Below are 24,282 nucleotides of genomic sequence, written 5' to 3' on the forward strand. Positions count from 1 at the left end.
GTCAAAATAACCACAAACCTGTTCTGCATTAATATGGTTTCCTGAAGACAAATTGATTAATGCCACAGCTAAAATCAGTTTTTAATTGTGAGAGCATGAAATTGTTTTTTTTATAAAAATTAAAGATCTCTTCCGGAGTTGCTACTTCAAATGGATAGCCGCCGAGCCAGTCAATCCAATCGTATATGAGTGACATCCCTCTGTTGTTTTTGTAATCAGAGTAACGCCTGATCGGATTCCGTACAAGCAGCACGTCAACAGCAAAGCCGTACAATATAAAATAAGGCAGAAAGATTCCCAGCACCATCGTCCTGCCAAAAAAACCAGAACAATATATTTGTTTAACTCTTGTCCAAAATTTCGATCTATATCCTTCATCATTGTAAATTGCTATGAATAAAGCCCCTTCCCTTCCTATAGGGATTTGAACATTATTTAATGCCTTCCACATGTCCCCTGTGTGATGAAGCACTCCCCATGAATACACAATGTCAAACTTGCCGAGCAATTCCAGGTATTCTGCATCAAGTACAGAGCCTCGTTCAATGATCCAATTATTATCCTTAGGGAAATAACGGTTCTTGAGTTCTCTTGTGCAAGCAACTGACTGGGGGTCATAATCTAAAGAATGGACTCTAGCACCAAGACGCCTAGCAGCAAGACTGAACAACCCGCTGCCAGAACCAATATCAAGAAAACTTTTCCCCTTCAAATCCTCAACTTCAAGCATCTGCTTTAAAGACAGTTCCGCCTGTAAGATACGTTCATCGTTAAGCACAGATAGGAACCCCCTCCAGTTCTTCCCAAATTCAAAGCGTTTTCCCTCTGCTACCTCGGTATCAAACATTCATGATCTCCTCATCAACCTAATCGTCTTTACAGTTTTTTTTAGTATTGATACAGTTTTAATAGTATAGGTAGACCCATTGTCTGGACAGTTTGACGGCTGATTTAAAGTAAGCGAAACGAGAGATACGACCACATTCATGGCTTTTCCAATCCTTTATTAACTAATAGATTATCAACCACATTAATTAAGACAGGCAATATATTATCTGCAACAGCCATACTCCCCAAGTCTGTAAAATGGCAATCATCAAAATAATAATCTAACGTTTTGGGAATGTTATCGTCTAAATTTATATAGCTAATTGCCGACTGAGAAGCGATCGATTGTTGAACGAAGTTGTATCTGGCCATTTCTCTTTTTAGCCAGGCCCCAGAAGGTCTTACCGGGCCTTTTGGAGTACTCACCGAAAACCATAACCTGTTAAATTCGATAGGGTCAAAAGATTCTTTCCATAGAACTGGTTGCCCCAGCATAATCACCTGCACTTTTTTTTGTTTTAAAAATGTAGCTATCCAGCTTATGGTATCACGAAATTCGTTAATCGGATCAGGATTTCTTATAAGATTTTCAATGTATGGGTAATTTTGGTATTTACCCCTCAGATCCGGAAGATTGGAGCTATGCCACTCTACAAACCCTCCGGTTTTCAACATTATTTTTGTCATTAATTTTTCTTTTATAAATACAACTCTCCGGAAAATCTGTGAATATTTCTTTAGCCATTTTATGATTGAGCTATCTCTTTTTTTTGAGAATATTTCATTGATACTACTATATTTATAATCTATCCCTCCATTCCAGGCCAGATCATTTATTCCCAGCAAAGTAATAACAATATCCGGCTTTATCTTATCAAACGTCTCCTGTATCCATAAAGCATCATTCGATGCCCGAAAGCCGCCTACCCCAAAAGCCATAGTCTGGAATTTTAAATCAGAATGCCCATAATACTCTTGAAGTTTAGTTTCAAGTATCCCGCACCAGGTATCTTGAGTTTCTTGAGTGGGCTGATTAGTGGTTGATGCCCCCAAGCATAGTATAGAGATCAAATTATTCGGCTTAACATCGTCGATCTCAGATAACGATCTTAAGCCATATTTCCCACTCTTATACACAATAGTACTCTTTAAGCCAGGTAAATCCTGCGTTAATAAACTTTCTACCATTCTATTGTCGAGAGAAACAGGGGAAAACGCCCATAGAATCAGATCAAACACAAAAACTAAAAAAATAAATATAATAGATTGAACAAGCAAAACCATGAGCGTCTTGTTTTTATTGAGTATCTGAATGCTCATAATTAAATCATAATTCTAAAAGTTGCTGTCTAAGTGACCCCCATCGTCTGGATAGCTTGACATTGGAATCCACCTATAGTATTGATTTTGTTTTCAAATACCTCCAGGGGAAATCTCCACAGGCAACAGATTTCCACATGTAGATAACAAGAGCTGCAATCAAAAGATAATGCTGCCCCGCATTAACATTGTTAATCCTCAGTATAAAATACAGCGAGGCAATGACGGCAATAAAAACGATATCAAATTGCAAACCTTTTGCCAGAGTGAGGATTGAAGATTTTTTATAAATAAGCCAGACAGACATAATATTAACCATTGAGAGGGTAAATGAGGTTGAAACGGCTGAGGCAATGATCCCAAAACGAGGCACAAAAATAATATTTAATATAACATTGCAAATTCCCCAGAAGATTGTGATCTTCATAAAAGCCATATGCCCGCCGGTCATTTGCAAAAACCATCCTGTTAATCCCGATCCTGCATTTACAAGCTGTCCAAGTGACAAGATCACCAATACTATATATCCGCTGGAGAATTCTGATCCATACATATATTTCAAAATAATGTCCCCCTCAAGTATAAATATCAAAACAATAGGCATTGATGAAGTTAGTATCCAACGTGAACTCTCACTAATTACTCTTCTGAGTTCTTTAGTGTCACCAGATGCATGAAGTGAAGATATAATAGGCGGCATAATGGTGGAAAAAGCATAAAGAGTAAAAATTATAAATGTGCACATTTTGACAGCAACACCATAAATCCCTACGGCTTCTGTTGAGGAATACATTCCTACTATCCAGATATCCGCTTCACTGAAAAGAAACCAGCCGAAAGTAGCAATTATCATTGTTGGCCCGACCCTGATAATTTCTTTGAATTCATTCCAGCGGTATAATGCATTGGTACCGCTCATTTTATTAAATAAGAATGTTAAAGAAAGCACCAGAGCAATTAATTCTCCCAAAATATAAGCAACAATCGCATATAAGGATGAAACTTCAAAAAAAGACAAGAGCAAGAAAAATACTAATCTAACTAATGGGGATATAACCGCATGCGGCAGTAATGCTTTAAATGTATTCTTATATCCCTTTAAAATAGCCTGTATTAAACTGTTTAACACATTCAAAGGTAACGCAATAACCACAATCGGCAACAACTTTAAAAGCGCAGGTGCATGGAATACATTTAGTGCGATATATTTTGAAGCTATCAATATTACAACAGCAAACACTATTGACAGCAAAGAACAAAATATCAACGTCAAATAGATTATGCCCTTAAGTTTTTCCTTTTCTTCTTTTTCAGCATATTGAGGAACAAAACGCATCATTGCACCTTGCATTCCAAAAGCTGCTAACAAACCTGATATATACACAATAGTCAAAGCCAAAATAACTTCTCCTATTCCATTGGTGCCCAGCATCCTTGCTAGAGCAACTTGATTAATAAATCCCAATGCGGTACCGCCTATCTGCAGGATATAAGCCACTGCCCCGCCCCTGGCACCAACTCTTAAGTTATCTTCCTTTTGTTTGTGTTGTTCTATTGGATCTACAGACATTTTGCCCTATATCAATCTCTAAATTAAAAACTATTTTTCGTTATACTGTTTTATAAGTAATCACATGTATCCCAATGCTTTCAGTTTTTCTTCTGTCTCCTTGTCCATCACATCAGTTTTGAGCTCTTCCCCTTGCCTTTTCCTGCCATGACGGGCCGTACAACACTTACAATCAACAACGCTGTACCCCTTATTATAAATACTTGAAAACTGCAACTTACTTTCTTTAATCCTTAGCCAAACATCACTTTCTGTTAACTCAGCCAACGGCCTTATTATTTCAATATTATCAATGCGCTTCAGATAAGAATCCTCAATCCCGTTTCCTCTCTCCTCATCTCTAAATGGGACAATTAAGCATTCTGCTTTAGCCATCTCCAGATACTCTTTTAAAGCCCCTCCCTTTCTTTGGCTGCAACATTCAGACATATCAATTGCCGGATCAGCAAGGGCATTAATATTGCGAATAATATTTATATCAGCAGCAGATGTTTTGACATAATCCATAATTTCATTGAAATGGAATCCAGTATCTATAAAAACAATGTTCATATCCATATCGTTAACAATACTCATCAAAAGCGTAGAAGCTTTATCACCGGTAAAGAGAAATACCGATTTTCTGTCATTAATTGAATTTTTAATTTTATTTCTAATGTTATACATGGAAGAGATAGTTTTATTTAGAAAATTTAGGAGACAAGAAATATGTTTAACAAATTTGCTTTAGGCACACTGCCGCTTAATTGCCTGAAAAAATAAACCGCTTGAAGATAAATCATCATCTGAAATATCTTGATATTTTTCAGTCAGCTGTACTCTCATAATATTCGATGCTGTTTTAATGCGCTTAGTACATAATATTTCAAAGCATTCTTCTTCCAGAATCTTACTGTGAAATGCAAACAACTCCCGATTCAGCCAATATTGACGTCTTCCTCTCATTAATCTCCATATAAAATCAGAATATGTCCAATGTCCATTCCACTCATCTGCCGTTCCATGACATCTAAGGTCTATTTGGTGAGAAATATAACCATCTTTTTTAAGCCATAAATACATGACATGATACGCATTTTTCAGGTCGTTAACATGTTCAAGTACTGCTTGAGAAAAGATCATATCAACCGATTCTTTTTTCACAATACTAGATCCGAACCAAGGAGCCGTATATTTTATCAATGAGTCTTTATGGTTTGGATGTAATATTGAATGCCTGATTTTTCTAATACGGCAGTCATCTGTCGCCTGCTCCAGACGTTCATCAGTAAGTATATGCTTTGGGAATGTATAATCTTCCAGATCCGGCTTTACTTCAGGAAATTCATCCTCTCCGGGAATATCTTCTCTATTCTTGAACATTAAAACTAACTCGTCAAAAATCTCGATATTTCTTTCTATGTTTGCATACTCAGCAACATCAAAAGCCAAATATTCCTCAGCACCAGACAACAGCGCTGCCAATCCACTGCCAATTGAATCCCCCGGCCCCAATTCTGCAACCACATTCAGGTTCGTATTTAGCCCGTTATTCCTTGCCATTACTAAATGGCGCATCCAGACAGAATAACAGTATCTGGCTGAGTTAGTGCCGCCGGTGCCTTTACCAAAAAACTTATTGAAACCAGGAAGATAAGTTATCATACCAACAACCAAAGGCTTTAATTTCATATCATCCCCCTGCGCCTGAATATTTCTATCACAAGATATAGAGTTTTCTGTCAACTCCAAATCGCTGCCATCATATTGCAACTTACCCCATTTTTACCAAGGTCATGTTTTTATTGTTCTCTATATATCTCTGAATATCAGATAGTTCGTCGTGATGAATATCCATAATCTTATTCCTCGTGGAATTTCTACAAATAGCTCAGGACATAATTACATTAAAGTTTACAGTATTATCCGGTTTGCAATAAAACTACTAACAGATCAATTTTCTGTGTTTTTATGGATTGCCTGCTGATATATTCTTATTAATTTCTCATAATGGTCTTCAGCATTAAGATTCTTCTCAACAAATGCCCTGGCATTTCTACCCATTATTGAAACTTTGCCAGGATTATCAAGAACATATTCAAGCTTCTGACACAGATCTTGCGCATTCCCTGGCTCAAAAGTCAGTCCTGTCTCATTATCTATAACCATCTCAGGAATTCCGCCTATTCTGGCTCCGATCAGAGGCACCCCCATTGCAAAGGTCTCAATGATCGACATCGGATAATTATCATACCATTCAGAAGGGAGAACAGCCGCAAGACTGCCTTTCATTTCATGATATACTTCTTCACTCTTAAGAAATCCTAAGAACCTCACATTATCAATGCCATCTTCCCTGACCTTCTTCTGCAGCAACTCATTCATGGGGCCTTCACCGGCAATTCTTATTTCAAAATCCTTTTTTTTATCGTATAAAAGCTTTACAGCATCAAGCAATGTCAACAGCCCTTTTTCAACAGAAAGCCTCCCGGCATAAATTATATAGTTTCCTTTTTCAGCATACTGACTATCGATCTTTTCATCATATTTCTTCAATTTTTCAGTATCAATAAAATACGGGAGGTTAACTATCTCTTTTGTGAAACCCATTTCCTCAAATTTATTCTTCAGAAACAGGCTCGGAGCTATAAAAATATCAACATTACGGTAGATGTCAAGAATCTTGTGATGAAAGTACATCTCTAAAGCAGTAAGGATACTTTTTTTATAAGATTCTTTAACGCACCTGTTCTTAACCGTCATAAAATATTTCCCATCTGAGCATTTCTCACAGATATGCCCGCGAGTTCCCCCCCTTAAAAACAGGATATATGAACCGCATACAAGTTTGTAGTCGTGAAGGGTCATGACTATGGGAATCTTTCTCTTTTTTAACTCATGTAGAATAGACGGCGAAAATCCATGATAGATATTATGGAGATGAGCAATATCAACAGGGTATCTATCCAAGAAATCTGACAAACGGCTTCTTGCCTCAAAAGAATAAAGTATCCTCCCTGCAATCTTTAACTGATTAAATAAACTGTGCTCCGCATTTAAATCCACATACGGCATAAAATATTCACTTGTATCGCATGGAAAGTTTTTTGGCCAGTGCATCGAGAAAAAATAAGATTTATGTCCATGTTTTTCTAACAGCTCCGCTGTCATAAAATAGTAGGTAGCAGCCCCGCCTATTATAAAATGATTGTTATTTATCTGAAGGATGTTCATAACTGTATAAACCCATGATTGGGGTTGCTACTTATTGAAAAAACTCGTTAAGTTAAATTTTGTGTATCCTGCGCTTGAGACCGCAAATTGATCAGATAAGCTTCACATATAGCCATGAATATCCAAAAATAAATAGCCATATCCCTAAAGCCTTGACCCGTTGCCCCATTTATCATAACTGATATTATTACTGTGAGAGAGACAAGTGCATAATCCTTAGCAATTGATTGAGGCAGCCTGAAGAGCTTAAAACTCATCTTTGCCCCTTTGTACATTAGATACAGGTATGAAAGAAGCCCCACAATACCTGTTTCTATCATTATTCTTAGATATTCATTATGAAGATCGACCCCGCCAACTCCGTATTGATTTATGGATGAAGAAATATTCTCCCCGGTATATATGTGAACGTATGCCTGTCCCCAGCCAAGAATCGGTTTCTGAACAAAAAGTGCCCAACCAAGTTTATTTAGTATTAACCTGTAATTTGATGAGGGATCCGGCTGCATTCTCAGCCAGATTATATTTGTCACATCAGGCCTGATCATGAGTACAAAAATACATGCCAATACAAAAACCACAACTAACTTCCGGTATCTCAATATCCCTACTACAATCAAGACAAACACAAAAGTAATCCATGCATTACGCGCAAGGGCATTAAACAATAAGAAAGGCAACATCACAAACATGACATAACATTTCCATCTATCCTTTTGCTCTAATTGATAATAATAATATATGGATATTACAAAAAAGATTACTATGTAAGACCCTATACTTGTTGCATGCAGGAAACCGCCAAGCCGAGGCATAGATATCTCAGAACTTATTTCCGCCTCCATATTTCTCATTATGTTGCCACCCAGCGAGGGGAAATATATTACTGCAACGAAGTATATGAACATAGGCACAAATACAGATGTTAATGCGGCTAACAGCTTCTTAGCATCTTTCATGTCTTTAAAATTATCCAGAATAATAAAATATAAAGGCATATGTGTAGACAATCTTATAATGTCACGAAATGCAAAGAATTTATATTTTTCTATATAAGTTAGAGAGAGCGTTACTATTCCAAAGAAAATTAATATCGGGATTGTTAATTCATATTTAAATATACGCGGTCTTTTCAAAAGCATATATATAACCCCATAGAGAACCCCAAAAGCAACAAATACCCCTCCTAAGTTGAACCCGGTGTATAAGCCGCCTACCCTGAATGCTAAAAATTCCTGCAGAATACCCATTATAGGATATGTAGTAACTATAAAATACACATAAGCCCTAGGGTATCTTATAAAAATAGCGACAAGAACAACTACTACCGCCCCTACCAACACATACGCATAGTTGTCGAGGAGAAGCAGACTGACCAGATAACTGATGAAGACCGCGATAACTAAACTACTATGTTTAAGTATCCAGGATTTGATATTAGAGATATTAACCATCTTTTATTAATTATATTTCATACCAAGAATAATGAATTGTCTAATAATCCCTTGAATGTAATTTTAAGATACCGGGAAGAACACTTCTGAAAAGCATAAGAAGAAATATTAAAGGGCAGGTATATTTTTGAAATACTCACAAGTTTTTTCCAGTCCTGCATTTAACGATGTCGCAGGTTTCCAATGCAGGTATTTTTTTGCTCTTGAATAGTCGATGACACTCCTTTCCTGCTCCCCGGGTTTTGAAGGGCCATGTTTTTCTTTTATTGAAGGGCCTATTATCCTCTTAAGGGAATTGAAAATCTGATTAACAGAAGTCTCAATACCTGTGCCAACATTAAAAACATTGTCATTGAGGTTATCTTTCAGCGATAGGATATTTGCTTCAACAACATCGTCAATATAGACATAATCCCTGGTCTGTTTCCCGTCTCCATTAATAACAGGAGATATACCGTTTAAGATCATCTTAATAAAAATGGCTACCACACCGGCTTCCCCATGAGGATCCTGCCGAGGCCCGTAAACATTAGAATATCTAAGAGCGGTATACTCTAATCCATAAACCTTCTTATAATAGTACAAATAGTGTTCCGCAGTGAGCTTGGTTATGCCATACGGGCTGATAGGCCTTGTAGGGTGGCTTTCCGAGGCCGGAAAAACTTCCTGATCTCCATAAATAGCACCGCCTGTTGAAGCAAAAACCACTTTCTTTGTTTTATATTTAACACAATTCTGAAGAATGTTTAGTGTGCCTAATATATTTATCTTGGCATCAAAAACAGGATCTGAAACAGAAAGCCGCACATCCTTCTGAGCCGCCTGGTGACAGACATAGCCAGGCCTCTCTATCTTAAAAACAGATTCGATCTTCGAACTTTGAATATCTAATCTGTAGAATTTAGCATGCTTGTTAATATTCCTTTTATGGCCAGTTAAAAGATTATCAACTACAACAACTTCAAAGCCTTCATCAATAAGCCGGTCTACTATATGAGAACCGATAAAGCCTGCGCCACCGGTTACCAAGATTTTATTTTTTTTCATAGCTCACTCTTATTTATTACATTGTAAAGTTAAACATTTTTAATCATTTAAAATAAGATCAAGATACAGGGTGGTGAAATATTAACCTCTAAGTAACGTGCTGAAAAATCTGATGGTAAAGACTTTATATATCTTTATTATCATAATTATTGTACTCATAATACTTATAATAATAACTGATATTACCTCGAATTACCGGCAGAAAATTCAGGACAACACCTAATATGTTGCCCTTTGCAAGTTTTAAAGAATCAATAACATCTTTCAAAAGATTACGCGGGGTACTTTCTGACTTGATAATAAGTATGATAGCATCAACAAACCCTCCTAAAACTGTAACCTCAAGCGCGGTGCATATCGGAGGGCTGTCAATGATGACAATGTCATAATTATTCTTCACTGCCTCAATTAAAGTTCTGATTTTTTCATTAGCAAGCATTTCAGAAGGATTAGGAGGGATAAGTCCCCCTGGAATAATATGAAGATTAGGAAAAGATGATTCTAATATAATGTCCTCTATGCCCTTTTTATTAGAAATATAGTCAATAAGGCCAACGTCATGTTTTAACTTAAATAACTTGGCAATTAACGGGTTGAAAAGATCGGCGTCAATTAGCAATACCTTTTCACCTGATTCGGCAAATGCCCTAGACAAATATTCGCTGCAGGTAGTCTTTCCTTCCTTCCTGACAGCGCTTGTTATCAGGAAGGTCTTCAGTTGACGATCCTGTCTAAGAAAACCTATCTTTGTCTTCATGTCTCTGAAGCTCTGCCTTATTGCATCCATACCCTTTTCTGACCATAAAATATCACTTTTTTCTTTTTTAACCGCTCCAATTAGTTCCATTTGAAGATTTTTTTTAACATCTTGCCCTGTCCTTACTGAAGTATCAAGAGATTCCAATCCATAGGCAGACATATATCCCACGATCAACCCTAAAAACAAGCTCAATATGAGAAGCATTTTTTTGTTATAACGTGATTCAAAGGAAGATTCTTTTGCTTGCTCAATTATTTTGACGCTTGCAGGCCCAAATGTTTCCATATAAGGAATAGGCTTGCCATCAAGATATTCACTTAATTCAACAATGGCGTTTCTTACCTGTTTTGCCTTTATATGATCTTCTCCATATGTTAATCGAATCTCAGAAAGTTGACGCTCAAGGTCAAAAATGAGATAAGAACGGCTGATGGAATTTGCAAGGATAACTGCACCGGCTGGACTAAAATCTGAGACACGCAATACAAACATCTTTGTGTCTTTTAGCTGTTCAACACTAATACTTGCCTTAACATCTCTAACAGCTTTACTAAAGAGCAACGACTGCTTTTGTTCAACAGGTAATGCTTCAAGTTCCTTGGAATATTTATTTATTTTTTTATTAATAAGGAACGCTTTTAATGCAGATGAAAACTTTTTCTCATAATCCAAAGGAATTTCAAAGAGTCTCAGTGCATTGACGCTTCTTTCGATAACAGGCGCTGATTTAATAATTTCGCCTTCATAAAGTGTCTTTTCACGAGTCCGAGTTTCATCATAATAGTCTACATCTGATTTTGTCTCTCCTTCTACTAACATTAAAACAGAAGCGGAATAGCGAGGTGTATAAAGACTCAAGCTTATATAGACACTGACTACCATAACAATAACAGATAAAAGGATTACTGCCTTGTGCCTGGAAATTATGCTGAAAAACTCACTAACCGGTTCAGACTGAAAAAAATTATTCAACTTATTCTCCTTTAAAATATCCCTGCATAAGCTACTAATATATCACCGGGTTGAAGATCGATATCCGATGTAGCATCACCACTTATAACCTTTTCAATATTAATTTCCAGAGAAATATATCCAGCCTCGTTCTCCTTATGCCTTAAAACCTTAACACGAGTTGGTGAACCCCATTTGGTAAACCCTCCCGCAAGTATTATAGCTTTAAAAGCAGTCATATTATCTTTAAGAATATATTCTCCTGGCTTGTTGACTTCACCATGGACAAAATATGTTTCATCACGCTCAACAATCAAAGTATCACCAGGCTGAAGAAGTAAGTTCCCTGTTGCCTTCGCACCTGGAACACCATTAAGGTCAATTGCAATATCTTCCGCCCCGCCATCGCCATCCTGCTTATGTCTTACCATAACTTTACCGTATAGACCTTGCTCTCTTACGCCCCCTACTACAGATATAGCCTGTAATACGGTCATGCCGGTTTCCAAGACATATTCACCTGCCCTTGTAACCTCACCATTAACAAAAAATGTCTTATTCCGCTCAACAATAACTGTGTCTTCAGGCTGAAGCATTGTATGGCCAGACGAACTGCCCACGCTATTATCTATCAAGTTGATTTCGATATCTTTATAGCCACCCTCATGCTGCTTGCGTCTCAACTTCACATCGCCATATAGACCATCATTGCTTATTCCACCGGCAATAGTAATAGCATTTAATATAGTTATCTCTTTCCCAAGGACATATTCCCCTGGTTTATCAACTTCTCCATGGACAAAGTATGTTTTGTTACGCTCAACAATAATGATATCATCGGGTTCAATAAGCATATCCCCTGTTGTTTTACTGCCTTCAATGGTTCCCTTAAGGTCTATTTCTATATCCTTGTATTTAATACCGTCATCTTGTTTTCTCCTCACCTTGATCTTGCCGTATATACCATCATTAGTAATGCCTCCAGTTCTTGATATTGCCTTTACTACTGTCATCCCATCCTCAAAAGGAAATCCACCAGATTCTCTAACTTCACCATATATAAAATATTTCCTGCTCAAGGAACTTATCAAAGATACCGAAACAACAGGATACTTAATGTATCCTTTGCCCAATCCCTCAGCTATCTTTTTCTCAATCGCTGGAATACTCATGCCCTTTACATATATAGTCCCCAAATAAGGGAAGGTAATAGTCCCGTCAACAGATATAATAGTGGTCGTTTTCAGCCCCGGCTCATTAATTACATCAATGCTGATCACATCTGACAATCCTACCTTATACTCACCAAGCGAACGAGTTTCTTTAGCGCTTAACGAAGCTGTAAAAAAGAAAATATTAAATACTGCTAATGAAAATACTAAAAGATATTTCAAGCTTTAATTCCTCCTTTATAACTTTTTGTTTTAAAAAATCAGAAACCCACAGTCAATCCTGCAAGTATTGTATTTTTGGTATATACAAGTGATTGCCCTGATTCAGTAGTTTCTTTTTCTGAATGGGCATAACTCATTATCCCTTTTATATTTTTGCTAAAAATATATGTCAGATTGATATCTGTCCCCAAAAGATCTTCACTTATATCTGATGACTCAAATCTTCCATGTCCATAAAAACCTAATAAAGAAGAGCTAAGATTTGCCGATATTTGTCTTGTAATGGCGATGCGAGACTCCCAAAAATCAAAAAGTTCTTCTCTGGAGGTATTTGCCTGCTTTCTTTTTTCAATTGAAACTTGCAAAAAAGTATTCTTAAACTCATTCGTAGCCATAACTTTCATATACCCACCCAAGCCGGAAACTTCTTTTCCTTTAATAACCTTGTCTGTAAAATTAGCTCCCCCTAATCCATGAAAAAAAAGCTGTTTCGTTATATGTTGTTTAACTCCAACACCAATTATATGCCCTGATATTTCTGTATCAGTTCCTTCATACGCAGTCTTGGAAAATTCATAATAAGAAGTATACGTGGTAGCGGCTGAATGCATATAATCAGCAGCTACAGATACCCTGTCTGTATTTGAAGATATTATCCCGGAATCACCAGAATCTATATTTTTCCAAAAACCATTTTGGTAAGTTGCAATTGCGGATATTTGTGAACTTATATGCTTATTGTATGAAAGATTAAAATCGTTACTGTAATATTTATTGCGGCCTTGGGGTTGGCCAAAAGCATCCACAAATGTATCTGCTACAAACTTGTTGAAATAAGCATTTTTAACTCTTATCCAATCATATTCTGTAAAATGATTGGTAAAATCCAGGGTAATATCACCTGTTAAATCGTTAAAAGCATCATACTTCGAATACAATGACTGCCAAATATTGCCTGATACAGTTAAGGTGCGGTTTTTACCTTCATATCTAAACCCCAGCTCAAGTCCCAGCTTTGTAAGATTATCTTTATAGATAGTATTCTCTGCCGCATCGAGTGTAATGTTGTCATCATACATACTACTAATATTTATGTTGGCATATAAGTCATAAGCTTTAATATCAAATGCATATGCATTTGAAGAGATTATCAAAAAAATAAAGATAAATAGTATTGTCCGTACTGGATTTAAGTAATGAAGCATTAATTAATAAGCCTCCAATTGCTTTTTGAAACTATTAATTCTCCAGTATGTTAACAAAGAATTTTAAATAACTGAGAGGAAATCCTTTAAATTGTTTCATGAAAAAATATAATCTAATTTTTATGAGCATAATATGTTGTTATATAATATAAAATAAAAAAAGAAAAAAATACAAAAAAGAGATAATATTCAGGGACCTTGCAGAGTGTTCCTACAATTCCAAGCAATGAAAAACCAGCGCATAAACAAAGAATGACTATAACAGCGCTTTTCACACTAAGACCATACTGTAAAAGAATATGATGTAAATGATTTTTATCAGCTGAAAAAGGGTTCTTTCCTCTTATTAACCTTCTGACCATAACAGTTAACGTGTCAACAATCGGTACTGTCAACACTAATAATGCAGCAACAGGTGGAACTAAAGAATCATGTTTTTGTGTTATGTATATAGCTAAAAAAGCAAGTGAGAATCCCAGAAAAAAACTCCCTGCGTCTCCCATAAATAATTTAGACGGGTACCAGTTATATCTGAGAAATCCTATGACTGCGCCACATAAAGAGATGCTCAGCAACAGCATGTTCATCTGTTGATTATGATAGGCGAGAAAAGCAAACGCTATAAAAGATACCAGAGCAATACCACCGGCCAGCCCATCAAGACCATCTATCATATTGATCGCATTAACAACACCCACTGTACAGAATATCGTTACAGGAGCTATGGCAAATATACCAATATTGATAGAGCCGAAAGTGAGAAGATTACCTAAAGAAATAAGAGCGGTATCGCTGTAATGAAGCATAATAGCAACTGCCAATATCTGCATCACAAATTTCCAGTTATGATGCAGTTCCTTGAAGTCATCCAACACCCCGGTTATGCCGAGTATAATGACAGCAGAGTAATACCCTCTTAAATTTAAATCTTCCGGGGGGACAAACAAAATACTGCTTAAAGAAACAACGATGAGCATTCCTATTCCCCCAACCAACGGTTTTGGAATATCATGTACCTTACGCTTATTGTCCGGAGAATCCATTAAACTATACTTTATATCTGGAGACTCTTCTTTAGTGACAAAAAATGTTGATGCAATATGCATTAATTTGGGAAGAATATAAATAGTTCCTAAAAGTGTTGTTATGAATATGAGAAACGCCTTGATAATTATAATCATCATAAACTCCAACTCATTTATTTATATTACAAAATCCACCAGATAAATTCACAATTTCTAAAATATGCCGTCAATTCTCTTGTGTTTTTGTTAAAATTGCTCGAATAATATGTGTTAAACTATGCTCGTGGTGAAGATAAAGATTTGCGGCATAACCAATACAGAAGATGCCCTTGCTGCTATAGGCTACGGGGCAGATGCGTTAGGTTTTGTTTTTTATCCTAAGAGCCATCGTGCCGTAACTCCTAACGTGGCAAAGTCAATTATTAACAACCTTCCACCGATTGTTACGACTGTCGGTGTTTTTGTGGATCAGGATGAAAATGAAATTAATAAAATAGCTTCTGATATTGGTTTGAACATCATCCAACTTCACGGTTCAGAGCATATTGAGTCATGCAATCTTAACAAAAAAGTCATTAAAGCCATAAGAGTAAAAAACCTTACCGACCTGGCACCTATAATAACTTATAAGAATATATCTGCTTTTCTCCTTGATACTTATTCTCCTGATTCATTTGGAGGCTCCGGTCAAGTCTTTAACTGGGACATTGCGGTAGAAGCTAAAAAATTTGGACGTGTCATTCTTGCAGGAGGTCTTACACATGCAAATGTCAGAGAGGCTATAGAAAAAGTCCGGCCATATGGAGTCGATGTTTCTTCAGGAGTTGAAACCAATACAAAAGGAATAAAAGACCACATAAAACTTAAACTTTTCATTGAGAACGCTAGAAAAGTTTTATGAACAATATGCCTGAATCTTCACTAGTTGACTCTTTCAGTCCCCCAAACGAATTTTCTCAAAAAAAATCTTTCATTGAAGAAATACTCCGCATTCCTTTTACGGAAAACAATTATATCCGTATTCTTGAAAACGGAGAAGAGATTTTTCAGACAATTCTTAACAGTGTATCATCCGCCCGTAAAATTATATTTATTGAATTCTATTTATTCAAAGATGATGACACAGGAAATACCCTTGCGGAACTTTTAAAAGAAAAATCCCGGGAAGGCGTAACTGTCTATTTGCTTTATGACCACTTCGGCTCTTTATTGACTTCAAAGGACTTCTGGTCTGAGCTAAAAAAAGCCGGGATCAAATACCATGTATCCCATCCATTTAAGTTATTTTCTCCCAGAAGATATATTTACCGCAATCATAAAAAACTTCTTATTGTCGATGGGGAAAAGGCTTTTACAGGAGGTTTCAATATCGCAGATGAATATCACGGTTTTATTAAAAAGAAACAAAAAACATGGCGGGATATAGGCATATACCTTGAAGGGCCAATAGTACATTCTCTTTCCGAACTCTTCATGAAAAGTTGGCGAAGATGGAAAGGAATCCCTATTGAATTTGATTCAAAAACTGAATACTCAATGACAGGCATTCAGGCTATACCAATCTTTGCAAGCACAGGCAGGGCACGAAGAAGAATGAGAAGGCTGCTTATCCAAAGCATCAAAAACTCAAAAAATAATATATATATAACAACAGCCTATTTCCTCCCAAGCAGAAAGTTATTTGAAGCACTCGAGCATGCTGCAAAGCGAGGCGTTCTTATTACACTCCTTCTGCCTGGCAAAAGCGATATTAAATCCGTATATTATGCCAGCAGAGCATATTACAGCAAACTCTTAAGCGCAGGTGTCAGAATATATAATTATCAGGGAACAGTTCTTCATGCTAAAACTGCTGTTTTTGACGGCATCTGGAGCATAGTAGGTTCCACCAACCTGGATTTTCAGTCTTTAAGCAGAAATGACGAAAGCAATGTTGGGATCCTGGACAAGAGCTTTAGCAGTAAGATGATCGAAGTTTTCAACAATGACCTGCAGCAGTCCACAAAGATTATAGGAGATACATGGGCAAACCGGCCATTTCATCAAAAGATACTGGAAAAAGTTTTCTCCTTCATATTAAAACAGATTTAACTGCTTTAATATATCCAATAATTCCAATGCCCAAATATGTTTTTTTACTGGGCTGATGCTATAATATGATAACTTTTTTATAAATTATAGTTCTTGTAAAAGTGAAAGAAACTATCAATAAAATCCGCTCATTAGTCGATTCCCGGGAACAGCGTATTGTATTGATACTTGCTCTCATGGTGTTTATTGCCGGGGTGATATACTCAGTTTATCTCGGTGACAATATCCGCTTTCAGGACGAACTTGAATACCATACACTTGCAGAAAATCTCGTCCTGAAACATAAATACACACTCGACGGGGTAAACCCGAGCGCTTTTCGCCCCCCAGTTTACCCCTTCCTGCTTTCAATCATTCTTTTCATAGGCGGCGGAATAACCTCGCTCAGACTCATTAATTTTCTGGCTTTCAGTGCTTCTATCTTCCTGTTATATCTCATCGTTAAAAATCACTCGTCGGCTTTTGCCGGGCTACTTAGCGCGGTCCTTGTAATATGTTATCCCGTACTCTTTTATGGCTCGGGCATACTCATGACAGAGCCGCTAGGTTTCTTTTTGTTTCTCCTTATCCTCTTACTGATATCCAGTGAAAAAGCCAATTCTCTAATGTATTTCCTGATAACAGGTCTTTTTTGCGGCCTACTTTTGCACACCGTCCCATACTATATTTTTTCCCTTGCCGTGATCTTCCTGTGGCTTATCATCACAAAAAAACAGGGAAGAACCAAGGCACTTTCCGCCATCTTTCTCTCATTCTTGCTGATCATATCCCTGTGGTCTATCAGAAATTATATTGCTTTTGACTCCTTTGTGTTTGTTTCCACCCACGGCGGTAGAGCATTATATCACGGAAATTTTGAAGGTGCCTCTGCAAACCCTGAGTCAAGAGTCGATTATCTGATTCCATCAGAAGAGTTTGCGAACTTAAATGAAATAGAGATCGATAATCACTACAGAACAAAGGCAATTGAATATATCAAGGATAACAAGATTAAGACATTTAAACTATATTGTTTCAAAGTGCTCAATTATTTTAATTTTCAAAGTAAAAGCACCAGCGAAATAGGAACTTTTGCAAAATCATTTAAAGATATTCTGATGCTCATAACATATGGCCCGCTTTTGATATTCTTCTTACTACGTCTGTTTTACATTAAACGATTTAGGCCATCTGAGTTTGAAACTCTTCTTATAACGCTTTATCTATCAAATGCTTTCTTTCTGGCAATACTTATGACACGGATCAGATTCAGGCTCGGGTTTGACCTCATTTTGATCGCGGTTGTCGCTATGTTTATCAATAACATCATTGACTCACGCAGTTGAGACTATCAATGACATACTATAATAACTACTAATGAACTTTTTTTATTGCGTACCGGTCATCGCTTCTGTTAATCTTTCTACATTAATCCTACTATTGAAATTTATTTGAGGAAAATATAAAAATGAAACTGTCCATAATCATGCCGTGCTTTAACGAGATCAAGACTATCCGCACTATTATAAGAAAGGTTCTGGACGTTGAACTGACCATTCAAAGAGAGCTAGTAATAGTTGATGATTTTTCAACTGATGGGACAAGGGAGTATCTTCAATCTCTTGAAAATGAAAAAGATATAAAGGTCATTTTCCATGCTAAAAATTTTGGGAAAGGGGCTGCTCTGAGGACCGGATTCAAGGCAGCAACCGGAGACATAATACTTATTCAGGACGCTGACCTTGAATATGACCCGAATAACTACCCGAAACTTATTGAGCCAATAATAAATAATGATGCTGATGTAGTTTACGGCTCCCGTTTTAGAGGTGGAGAGACACATCGCGTCCTTTTTTTCTGGCACCTGGTAGGCAATCATTTTTTAACACTTCTTTCAAATATGCTTACAAACCTCAACCTGACAGATATGGAGGTCTGTTATAAGGTTTTCAAAAAAGAGATACTGGAGAGGATAGAATTGAGAGAGAACAGGTTCGGTTTCGAGCCGGAAATTACAGCCAAGATAAGCAGGCTACATTGCAGAATCTATGAGGTAGGCATCTCATATTTTGGCAGGACATATTCCGAAGGCAAGAAAATAACCTGGAAAGATGGGTTGCGCGCAATATATGTTATTCTCAAATACGGAATATTGAGATCCAAATAAATTCAACTTTGATGATCACGTTTTACCTGCTGACCTTTTTCGATTGAACGCGTACTATTTTATGGCAACAGTATAAATGTTCATAAACATCTCAAAATATCCGAAATTTATATTCCCATCTTTGAAATTTGTCCTTTGTAATATCTCATTAACGCTTGAGGGACTGTAAGCGCACTTATGCTCCTCGATCTCAACCGGACTGACCAGTCTTAGTCTGGCCATAATCCTCAATAGTTTATCTGTCCATATCGCCGGGGTCGTCATTATATAGACCCCCCCTGGCTTTAGAATACGATAAACCTCATTTAGAATGGTCTCTAACCTATCAGTCTCTATATGCTCAAAAACTGCTAGCATGATTACAACATCAAAATAATCGTTATCAAATGGGATTGACTCTTGCATCTCAAGATCAAGATTTTTTATATTGATCCCTTTTATCTGAAAGTAACCCGGATTTTTCTCCCCGACTACTTTATCCAGACCAAACTTTTCATTAAAATCAATATGCAATAGAGCAAGAGGATACGAACCGCAACCTATATCAAGAATGCGTCCTTTCCGATGAGAGTCCGGAATAAGATTATCAGCCATATCGGCTCTTTTTTTAGCAAGGAACCTCTCTAAAAAACCATAGCCTCTGGTCACTACAGGTTGGGGAAAATTATCAGTTTTCATAGTTAAGTATGTTACTTAGAAAGTCAGCAAATTAAAAGATAATGAGCGATTAAGTTTATTATTTTAACATAATACATTAAGACCAAAATTTACTGCTGCAGCCCAAGCCTGCAGTCTCTTCTTTCAGTTACAGGATCGAGACATTAAAAAGCTGCAATATAACTAATGACAATATCATTTTATTTTTCATTTGGTAGCGGTGTAAGACTATCAGATATATCCTATTGGAATTTCATACACTGTGATACAATACAAAGTTATCCTGATGTATAATATGTAACAATTATTAAGTTGAAATGAAAAAAACAGATAAAAAGATCCCGGACAACAAAGGCCATTTCGGTCAATACGGCGGCAGATTCGTTCCTGAAACGCTGATGCCTGCTCTGATAGAGCTTGATAAGGCCTACAATAAGTACAAAAAGGATAAAAACTTCCTTGCAGAGCTTGTCTTGCTCCAAAAAGACTATATAGGAAGGCCTACTCCCCTCTATCTCGCAAAAAACCTTACAAAACTAGTTTGCGGGGCAAAGATTTACTTAAAAAGAGAAGACCTTTGCCATACAGGAGCCCACAAGATAAACAATGCCATTGCGCAGTCTCTCCTTGCAAAGAAAATGGGGAAGACAAGGATCATAGCTGAGACAGGTGCGGGACAGCACGGCGTTGCTACTGCGACCGGGGCTGCCCTTGCAGGGCTTGAATGTGAAGTTTATATGGGAACCGATGACATGAAGAGACAGTCGCTTAATGTCTTCAGGATGCGTCTTCTGGGAGCTAAAGTAACAGGGGTTCCCATAGGATCAAAAACACTCAAGGATGCGATAAATGAAGCGCTAAGAGACTGGACGGCAAATGTAGAAAACACTCACTATGTGCTCGGCACCGCATTCGGGCCGCACCCTTATCCTATGATGGTAAGGGATTTTCAGTCTGTGATCGGCAAAGAAGCCAGAAAACAGATACTTAAAGCAGAAGGAAAACTTCCTAACTGCCTTATAGCATGCGTCGGCGGAGGAAGCAACTCCATCGGGCTTTTCTACGCCTTTTTAAAAGACAAGATCAGAATGATAGGTGTTGAAGCAGGAGGGCACGGCATAAGAAGCGGAAAGCACGCTGCACGCTTTGCAGGAGGTTCTATCGGCGTCTTCCAGGGCTGCAAAAGTTATTTACTGCAGGACAAGGACGGCAATGTCCTCGGGACACACTCAGTATCCGCAGGGCTTGACTATGCCTCTGTTGGCCCTGAACACTGTTATCTAAGGGATTTAGAAAAGATAGAATACACATACGCAACCGACAAAGAAGCGCTTAATGCATTTGAACTTCTCAGCAACACAGAGGGGATCATCCCTGCCCTTGAATCTGCGCATGCTGTTGCAGAAGCTGTAAAAGTGGCTTCAACAATGCCTAAAAACTCTGTCATAATAGTAAATCTTTCAGGCAGAGGCGATAAAGATGTCGAGCAGGTCGCAAAGATCAAAGGGATAACACTTTAATAATATGAGCAATATTTCACAGGTATTTGACAAGTTAAAAACATCCGGGAGAAAAGCTCTCATCCCTTATATAATGGCTGGAGACCCGACACTTTCGGCAACAAAAAAATATATTTCTGTACTCGAGCAGGCAGGTGCGGATATAATTGAACTCGGCGTTCCTTTCAGCGACCCGCTTGCAGACGGGCCTACTATACAGAGGGCTGCAGAAAGAGCAATTAAACATAAAGTCACCTTAAGAAAAGTCTTAAAACTTGTCAGTGAGATAAGAAAAAGCACAGACATCCCTATCATTCTTATGACTTATTACAACCCTGTATTTAAATTTGGGGTCAGCAGCTTTGTGAAAGCTGCTGTTAAAGCCGGGGTCGATGGCGTGATAGTGCCTGACCTCATCCCTGATGAAGCTGACGAGTATATAAAAGAGTCACGCAAATATAAGCTTGATACCATATTTCTGCTTGCGCCTACAAGCACTCCGGATAGAATAAAGAAAATTGCTAACGCCTCAACCGGTTTTATTTATTATGTCTCTATCACCGGCATTACAGGCTCAAAGCTTTCAGCAGGCCCGAAAATGAAGCAGACATTACGCTCAATAAAGAAAGCCACTAAAAAACCTGTTGCAGTAGGGTTTGGGATATCAACCCCTGAAGAAGCGGCGTCAATGTCCTTACTTGCTGACGGTGTGATCGTAGGAAGCGCAATAGTCAAACTGATATCTGAAGGCAAAGATATCAGTAGTTTTGTCAGAATATTAAGAAAAGCGATATAGGTTTTAATATTATTAACCTTAACTTTTACTATCAGCATTAAGCATTCAAATATTTCAATATGGCGTGGTTCAAGAAAGATAAAGCGGCGGCCGACAAAAAGGTAAAAGTGCCTGAAGGGCTATGGGTAAAATGCAACTCCTGCAAAGAGATCATCTACAGGAAAGAGGTAGACCGCAACCTCAAGGTCTGTCCAAAATGCAATTATCACTTCAGGATATCTGCAAAAGAACGCATTTCGCTTTTTGTAGATGAGGGCAGTTTCATCGAGATAGACAGTAACCTCTCTTCCAATGACCCCCTTGAATTCAACCCTGAGGGTAACGAGCAGGTGTCTTATAAAGATAAACTAAAGGCGGTCCGGAACAGTTCCAATGTTAAGGAGGCCGCTATATCCGGCAGCGCAAAAATTGACGGGCAGCCTGTAGTTATAATTGTTCTTGATTTTGCATTCTTTGGCGGAAGCATGGGCTCTGTGGTTGGAGAAAAATTTGTCAGGGCTGTTGAAAAAGCAGAAAAAGAAGGGCTTCCTTTCATGTCAGTTGCTTCTTCCGGAGGGGCAAGGATGCAGGAAGGGATAATCTCCCTTATGCAGATGGCCAAGACATCAGGAGCTATTGCAAAATTCAAACAGGTCGGGATGCCTTATATCTCGATACTGGCCGACCCCACCTTTGGAGGAGTTTCAGCCAGTTTTGCGATGCTGGGCGATATAATAATCGCTGAACCTAAAAGCCTTATCGGATTTGCCGGTAAAAGGGTCATTGAACAGACAATCAACCAGCAGCTGCCTGATAATTTCCAGACTGCGGAGTTTCTGCTCGCGCATGGAATGATCGACATTATAGTGCCGAGAAAAGACCTGAAAAAAACCATAAGCACTATTCTCTCTTTAACAGCCTGAGACAAGAGCTGACACTGGTTTGGTTCCCTGCTGATATCATTTTATATATTAACTTTTGCCTTTTAATATGTTAACTGACCCTGAAATATACAGTAAGACCGTAAATTACCTTTATGACCTGCAGAAGCACGGGGTAAAGCTCGGGCTCTCAAATATCGAGAGATTAACCGACATACTTGAGAAACCTCAAAACTCCTTCCGCTCCATCCACATCGCCGGGACAAATGGAAAAGGGTCAACAACAACCATGATCGCCTCCATTCTCAGAACCAGCGGCTGGAAAGTCGGAATGTTTACCTCGCCTCACCTCAAAAGTTTTACCGAGCGTATCAGGGTTAACGGCATCCCGATATCAGAATCCGATGTGGTCTCGCTCACTCATAAAATAAGAGAGTCCTTTGCCGGTACAGACCTGAACCCGACATTTTTTGAAGTTGTCACCGCGCTTGCGTTTTGCTATTTTTCATTACATAAGGTTGACTGGGCTGTTATAGAAACAGGAATGGGCGGCAGGTTTGACGCAACAAATATAATCCATCCGGAGCTCAGCATCATAACAAACATAGACATTGACCATGCAGAATATCTTGGAGATTCCATTTCAGCCATAAGTCATGAAAAAGCAGGCATCATTAAACAGGGGGTGCCTGTGATAACAGGGGCCAGGCAGCCTGAGGCTATAATGAAGTTGTCAGATACAGCTGAGATGAATAATTCCGCTATTCATATTTACGGCAAAGACTTTACAAGTTCTCCAGTGTCGGCAGATCTCAACAGGCAGTTCTTTGATTACAAAGGCTACAGGACTCTGAAAAATATATCTTTAAATCTGTCCGGCAGCTACCAGACAGTTAACGCATCTCTTGCGATAAGAGCTGTGGAGATACTTAATAACAGCGGAGAAGATATTGACGATACCTCCGTAAGAACAAGCCTTACAGCGATCGATATTGAAGGAAGGCTTGAAGTTGTATCTGAGGCACCTTTCATAATTCTCGACAGTGCGCATAATCCTGAAGCATCCAGAAGATTATCCAGCTCATTGAAAGAACTGTTCCCAGATAAGAAGATCACGATAATAATAGGTATAATGAAAGATAAAGACATAGCCGGAATATTAAAACCGATCTTAGAGATATCCGACTCTATCATTCTGACAAGGCCTGAAGGAGAAAGAGCCGCATCTCCTGAAGAGATCAATAATAAAGTAACCAGTTTGATTATGAACAATATTGCCAACAGGCATGTTTCAGTAACACTGACAGACTCAGTCAGCGAAGCTTTGGAAACAGCAAAGAAGATGTGGCTTGAAGATAGCATCATATGTGTAACAGGTTCATTTTATACGACAGGCAAGGTCAAAGAGCTGTTGGGAAATAAAGGCATACTGTCCGGGCTAAGGGAATAAACAGAAAATGAGAAAT

At 38.0% G+C, this 24,282-nt stretch carries 21 protein-coding genes; 8 read left to right on the top strand and 13 right to left on the bottom strand.

Features of this window, described 5'->3' with window-relative positions:
• Positions 1 to 28: 28 nt before the first annotated feature.
• From Q7U10_01670 to Q7U10_01725, 12 genes are all read right to left on the bottom strand, one after another.
• On the bottom strand, positions 29 to 847 hold the full coding sequence (locus tag Q7U10_01670; protein MDO8281328.1) for a methyltransferase: 819 nt from the start codon (positions 845 to 847) through the stop codon (positions 29 to 31).
• Positions 848 to 984: 137 nt separating this feature from the next.
• Positions 985 to 2,148: an SGNH/GDSL hydrolase family protein gene (locus Q7U10_01675; GenBank protein MDO8281329.1), complete on the bottom strand. Its 1,164-nt coding sequence runs from the start codon at positions 2,146 to 2,148 to the stop codon at positions 985 to 987.
• A gap of 73 nt (positions 2,149 to 2,221) precedes the next feature.
• Positions 2,222 to 3,718, bottom strand: coding sequence for a flippase (locus tag Q7U10_01680; GenBank protein MDO8281330.1), 1,497 nt, complete (start codon positions 3,716 to 3,718; stop codon positions 2,222 to 2,224).
• 60 nt (positions 3,719 to 3,778) lie between these two features.
• Positions 3,779 to 4,384, bottom strand: a complete 606-nt coding sequence (locus Q7U10_01685; protein ID MDO8281331.1) for a phosphoadenosine phosphosulfate reductase family protein — start codon at positions 4,382 to 4,384, stop codon at positions 3,779 to 3,781.
• 60 nt (positions 4,385 to 4,444) lie between these two features.
• The gene (locus tag Q7U10_01690) at positions 4,445 to 5,470 is read right to left on the bottom strand and encodes a methyltransferase domain-containing protein (GenBank protein MDO8281332.1); all 1,026 of its coding nucleotides are present in this window, start codon (positions 5,468 to 5,470) and stop codon (positions 4,445 to 4,447) included.
• A 180-nt stretch (positions 5,471 to 5,650) separates the two neighbouring features.
• The gene (locus Q7U10_01695; GenBank protein ID MDO8281333.1) at positions 5,651 to 6,931 is read right to left on the bottom strand and encodes a glycosyltransferase family 4 protein; all 1,281 of its coding nucleotides are present in this window, start codon (positions 6,929 to 6,931) and stop codon (positions 5,651 to 5,653) included.
• Between the two features lie 47 nt (positions 6,932 to 6,978).
• Positions 6,979 to 8,385, bottom strand: a complete 1,407-nt coding sequence (locus tag Q7U10_01700; GenBank protein ID MDO8281334.1) for an O-antigen ligase family protein — start codon at positions 8,383 to 8,385, stop codon at positions 6,979 to 6,981.
• Positions 8,386 to 8,493: 108 nt separating this feature from the next.
• On the bottom strand, positions 8,494 to 9,432 hold the full coding sequence (locus Q7U10_01705) for an SDR family oxidoreductase (GenBank protein ID MDO8281335.1): 939 nt from the start codon (positions 9,430 to 9,432) through the stop codon (positions 8,494 to 8,496).
• A 124-nt stretch (positions 9,433 to 9,556) separates the two neighbouring features.
• On the bottom strand, positions 9,557 to 11,164 hold the full coding sequence (locus Q7U10_01710) for a polysaccharide biosynthesis tyrosine autokinase (protein ID MDO8281336.1): 1,608 nt from the start codon (positions 11,162 to 11,164) through the stop codon (positions 9,557 to 9,559).
• Between the two features lie 11 nt (positions 11,165 to 11,175).
• The gene (locus tag Q7U10_01715; GenBank protein MDO8281337.1) at positions 11,176 to 12,537 is read right to left on the bottom strand and encodes an SLBB domain-containing protein; all 1,362 of its coding nucleotides are present in this window, start codon (positions 12,535 to 12,537) and stop codon (positions 11,176 to 11,178) included.
• A gap of 38 nt (positions 12,538 to 12,575) precedes the next feature.
• On the bottom strand, positions 12,576 to 13,742 hold the full coding sequence (locus Q7U10_01720) for a hypothetical protein (GenBank protein ID MDO8281338.1): 1,167 nt from the start codon (positions 13,740 to 13,742) through the stop codon (positions 12,576 to 12,578).
• Positions 13,743 to 13,855: 113 nt separating this feature from the next.
• On the bottom strand, positions 13,856 to 14,926 hold the full coding sequence (locus Q7U10_01725; protein MDO8281339.1) for an MraY family glycosyltransferase: 1,071 nt from the start codon (positions 14,924 to 14,926) through the stop codon (positions 13,856 to 13,858).
• Positions 14,927 to 15,050: 124 nt separating this feature from the next.
• Here Q7U10_01725 and Q7U10_01730 point away from each other — a divergent pair, with 124 nt between their 5' ends.
• The 4 genes from Q7U10_01730 to Q7U10_01745 all read left to right on the top strand — a co-directional run bounded on the left by Q7U10_01730 (position 15,051) and on the right by Q7U10_01745 (position 19,004).
• Positions 15,051 to 15,668: a phosphoribosylanthranilate isomerase gene (locus Q7U10_01730; protein ID MDO8281340.1), complete on the top strand. Its 618-nt coding sequence runs from the start codon at positions 15,051 to 15,053 to the stop codon at positions 15,666 to 15,668.
• Positions 15,669 to 15,673: 5 nt separating this feature from the next.
• Positions 15,674 to 16,858 carry a phospholipase D-like domain-containing protein gene (locus Q7U10_01735; GenBank protein ID MDO8281341.1) on the top strand — a complete coding sequence of 395 codons (1,185 nt, stop codon included), beginning with the start codon at positions 15,674 to 15,676 and terminating at the stop codon, positions 16,856 to 16,858.
• A gap of 101 nt (positions 16,859 to 16,959) precedes the next feature.
• The gene (locus Q7U10_01740; GenBank protein MDO8281342.1) at positions 16,960 to 18,183 is read left to right on the top strand and encodes a glycosyltransferase family 39 protein; all 1,224 of its coding nucleotides are present in this window, start codon (positions 16,960 to 16,962) and stop codon (positions 18,181 to 18,183) included.
• A 122-nt stretch (positions 18,184 to 18,305) separates the two neighbouring features.
• Positions 18,306 to 19,004 (top strand): glycosyltransferase family 2 protein, encoded by a 699-nt coding sequence (locus tag Q7U10_01745; protein MDO8281343.1) that lies wholly within the window; start codon positions 18,306 to 18,308, stop codon positions 19,002 to 19,004.
• A gap of 54 nt (positions 19,005 to 19,058) precedes the next feature.
• On the opposite strand, the gene Q7U10_01750 is transcribed toward Q7U10_01745, so the two are convergent.
• On the bottom strand, positions 19,059 to 19,682 hold the full coding sequence (locus Q7U10_01750) for a class I SAM-dependent methyltransferase (GenBank protein ID MDO8281344.1): 624 nt from the start codon (positions 19,680 to 19,682) through the stop codon (positions 19,059 to 19,061).
• 296 nt (positions 19,683 to 19,978) lie between these two features.
• Between Q7U10_01750 and trpB the strand changes: the two genes are divergently transcribed.
• The 4 genes from trpB to Q7U10_01770 all read left to right on the top strand — a co-directional run bounded on the left by trpB (position 19,979) and on the right by Q7U10_01770 (position 24,266).
• On the top strand, positions 19,979 to 21,181 hold the full coding sequence (trpB, locus tag Q7U10_01755; protein ID MDO8281345.1) for a tryptophan synthase subunit beta: 1,203 nt from the start codon (positions 19,979 to 19,981) through the stop codon (positions 21,179 to 21,181).
• 4 nt (positions 21,182 to 21,185) lie between these two features.
• Positions 21,186 to 21,956, top strand: a complete 771-nt coding sequence (gene trpA / locus Q7U10_01760) for a tryptophan synthase subunit alpha (GenBank protein ID MDO8281346.1) — start codon at positions 21,186 to 21,188, stop codon at positions 21,954 to 21,956.
• Between the two features lie 59 nt (positions 21,957 to 22,015).
• Complete coding sequence (gene accD, locus Q7U10_01765) at positions 22,016 to 22,858, top strand: acetyl-CoA carboxylase, carboxyltransferase subunit beta (GenBank protein ID MDO8281347.1); 843 nt, start codon at positions 22,016 to 22,018, stop codon at positions 22,856 to 22,858.
• Between the two features lie 67 nt (positions 22,859 to 22,925).
• On the top strand, positions 22,926 to 24,266 hold the full coding sequence (locus Q7U10_01770) for a folylpolyglutamate synthase/dihydrofolate synthase family protein (protein ID MDO8281348.1): 1,341 nt from the start codon (positions 22,926 to 22,928) through the stop codon (positions 24,264 to 24,266).
• Positions 24,267 to 24,282: the final 16 nt, after the last annotated feature.

This window comes from Thermodesulfovibrionia bacterium, from assembly GCA_030646035.1.
GTDB lineage: Bacteria > Nitrospirota > Thermodesulfovibrionia > UBA6902 > UBA6902 > JACQZG01.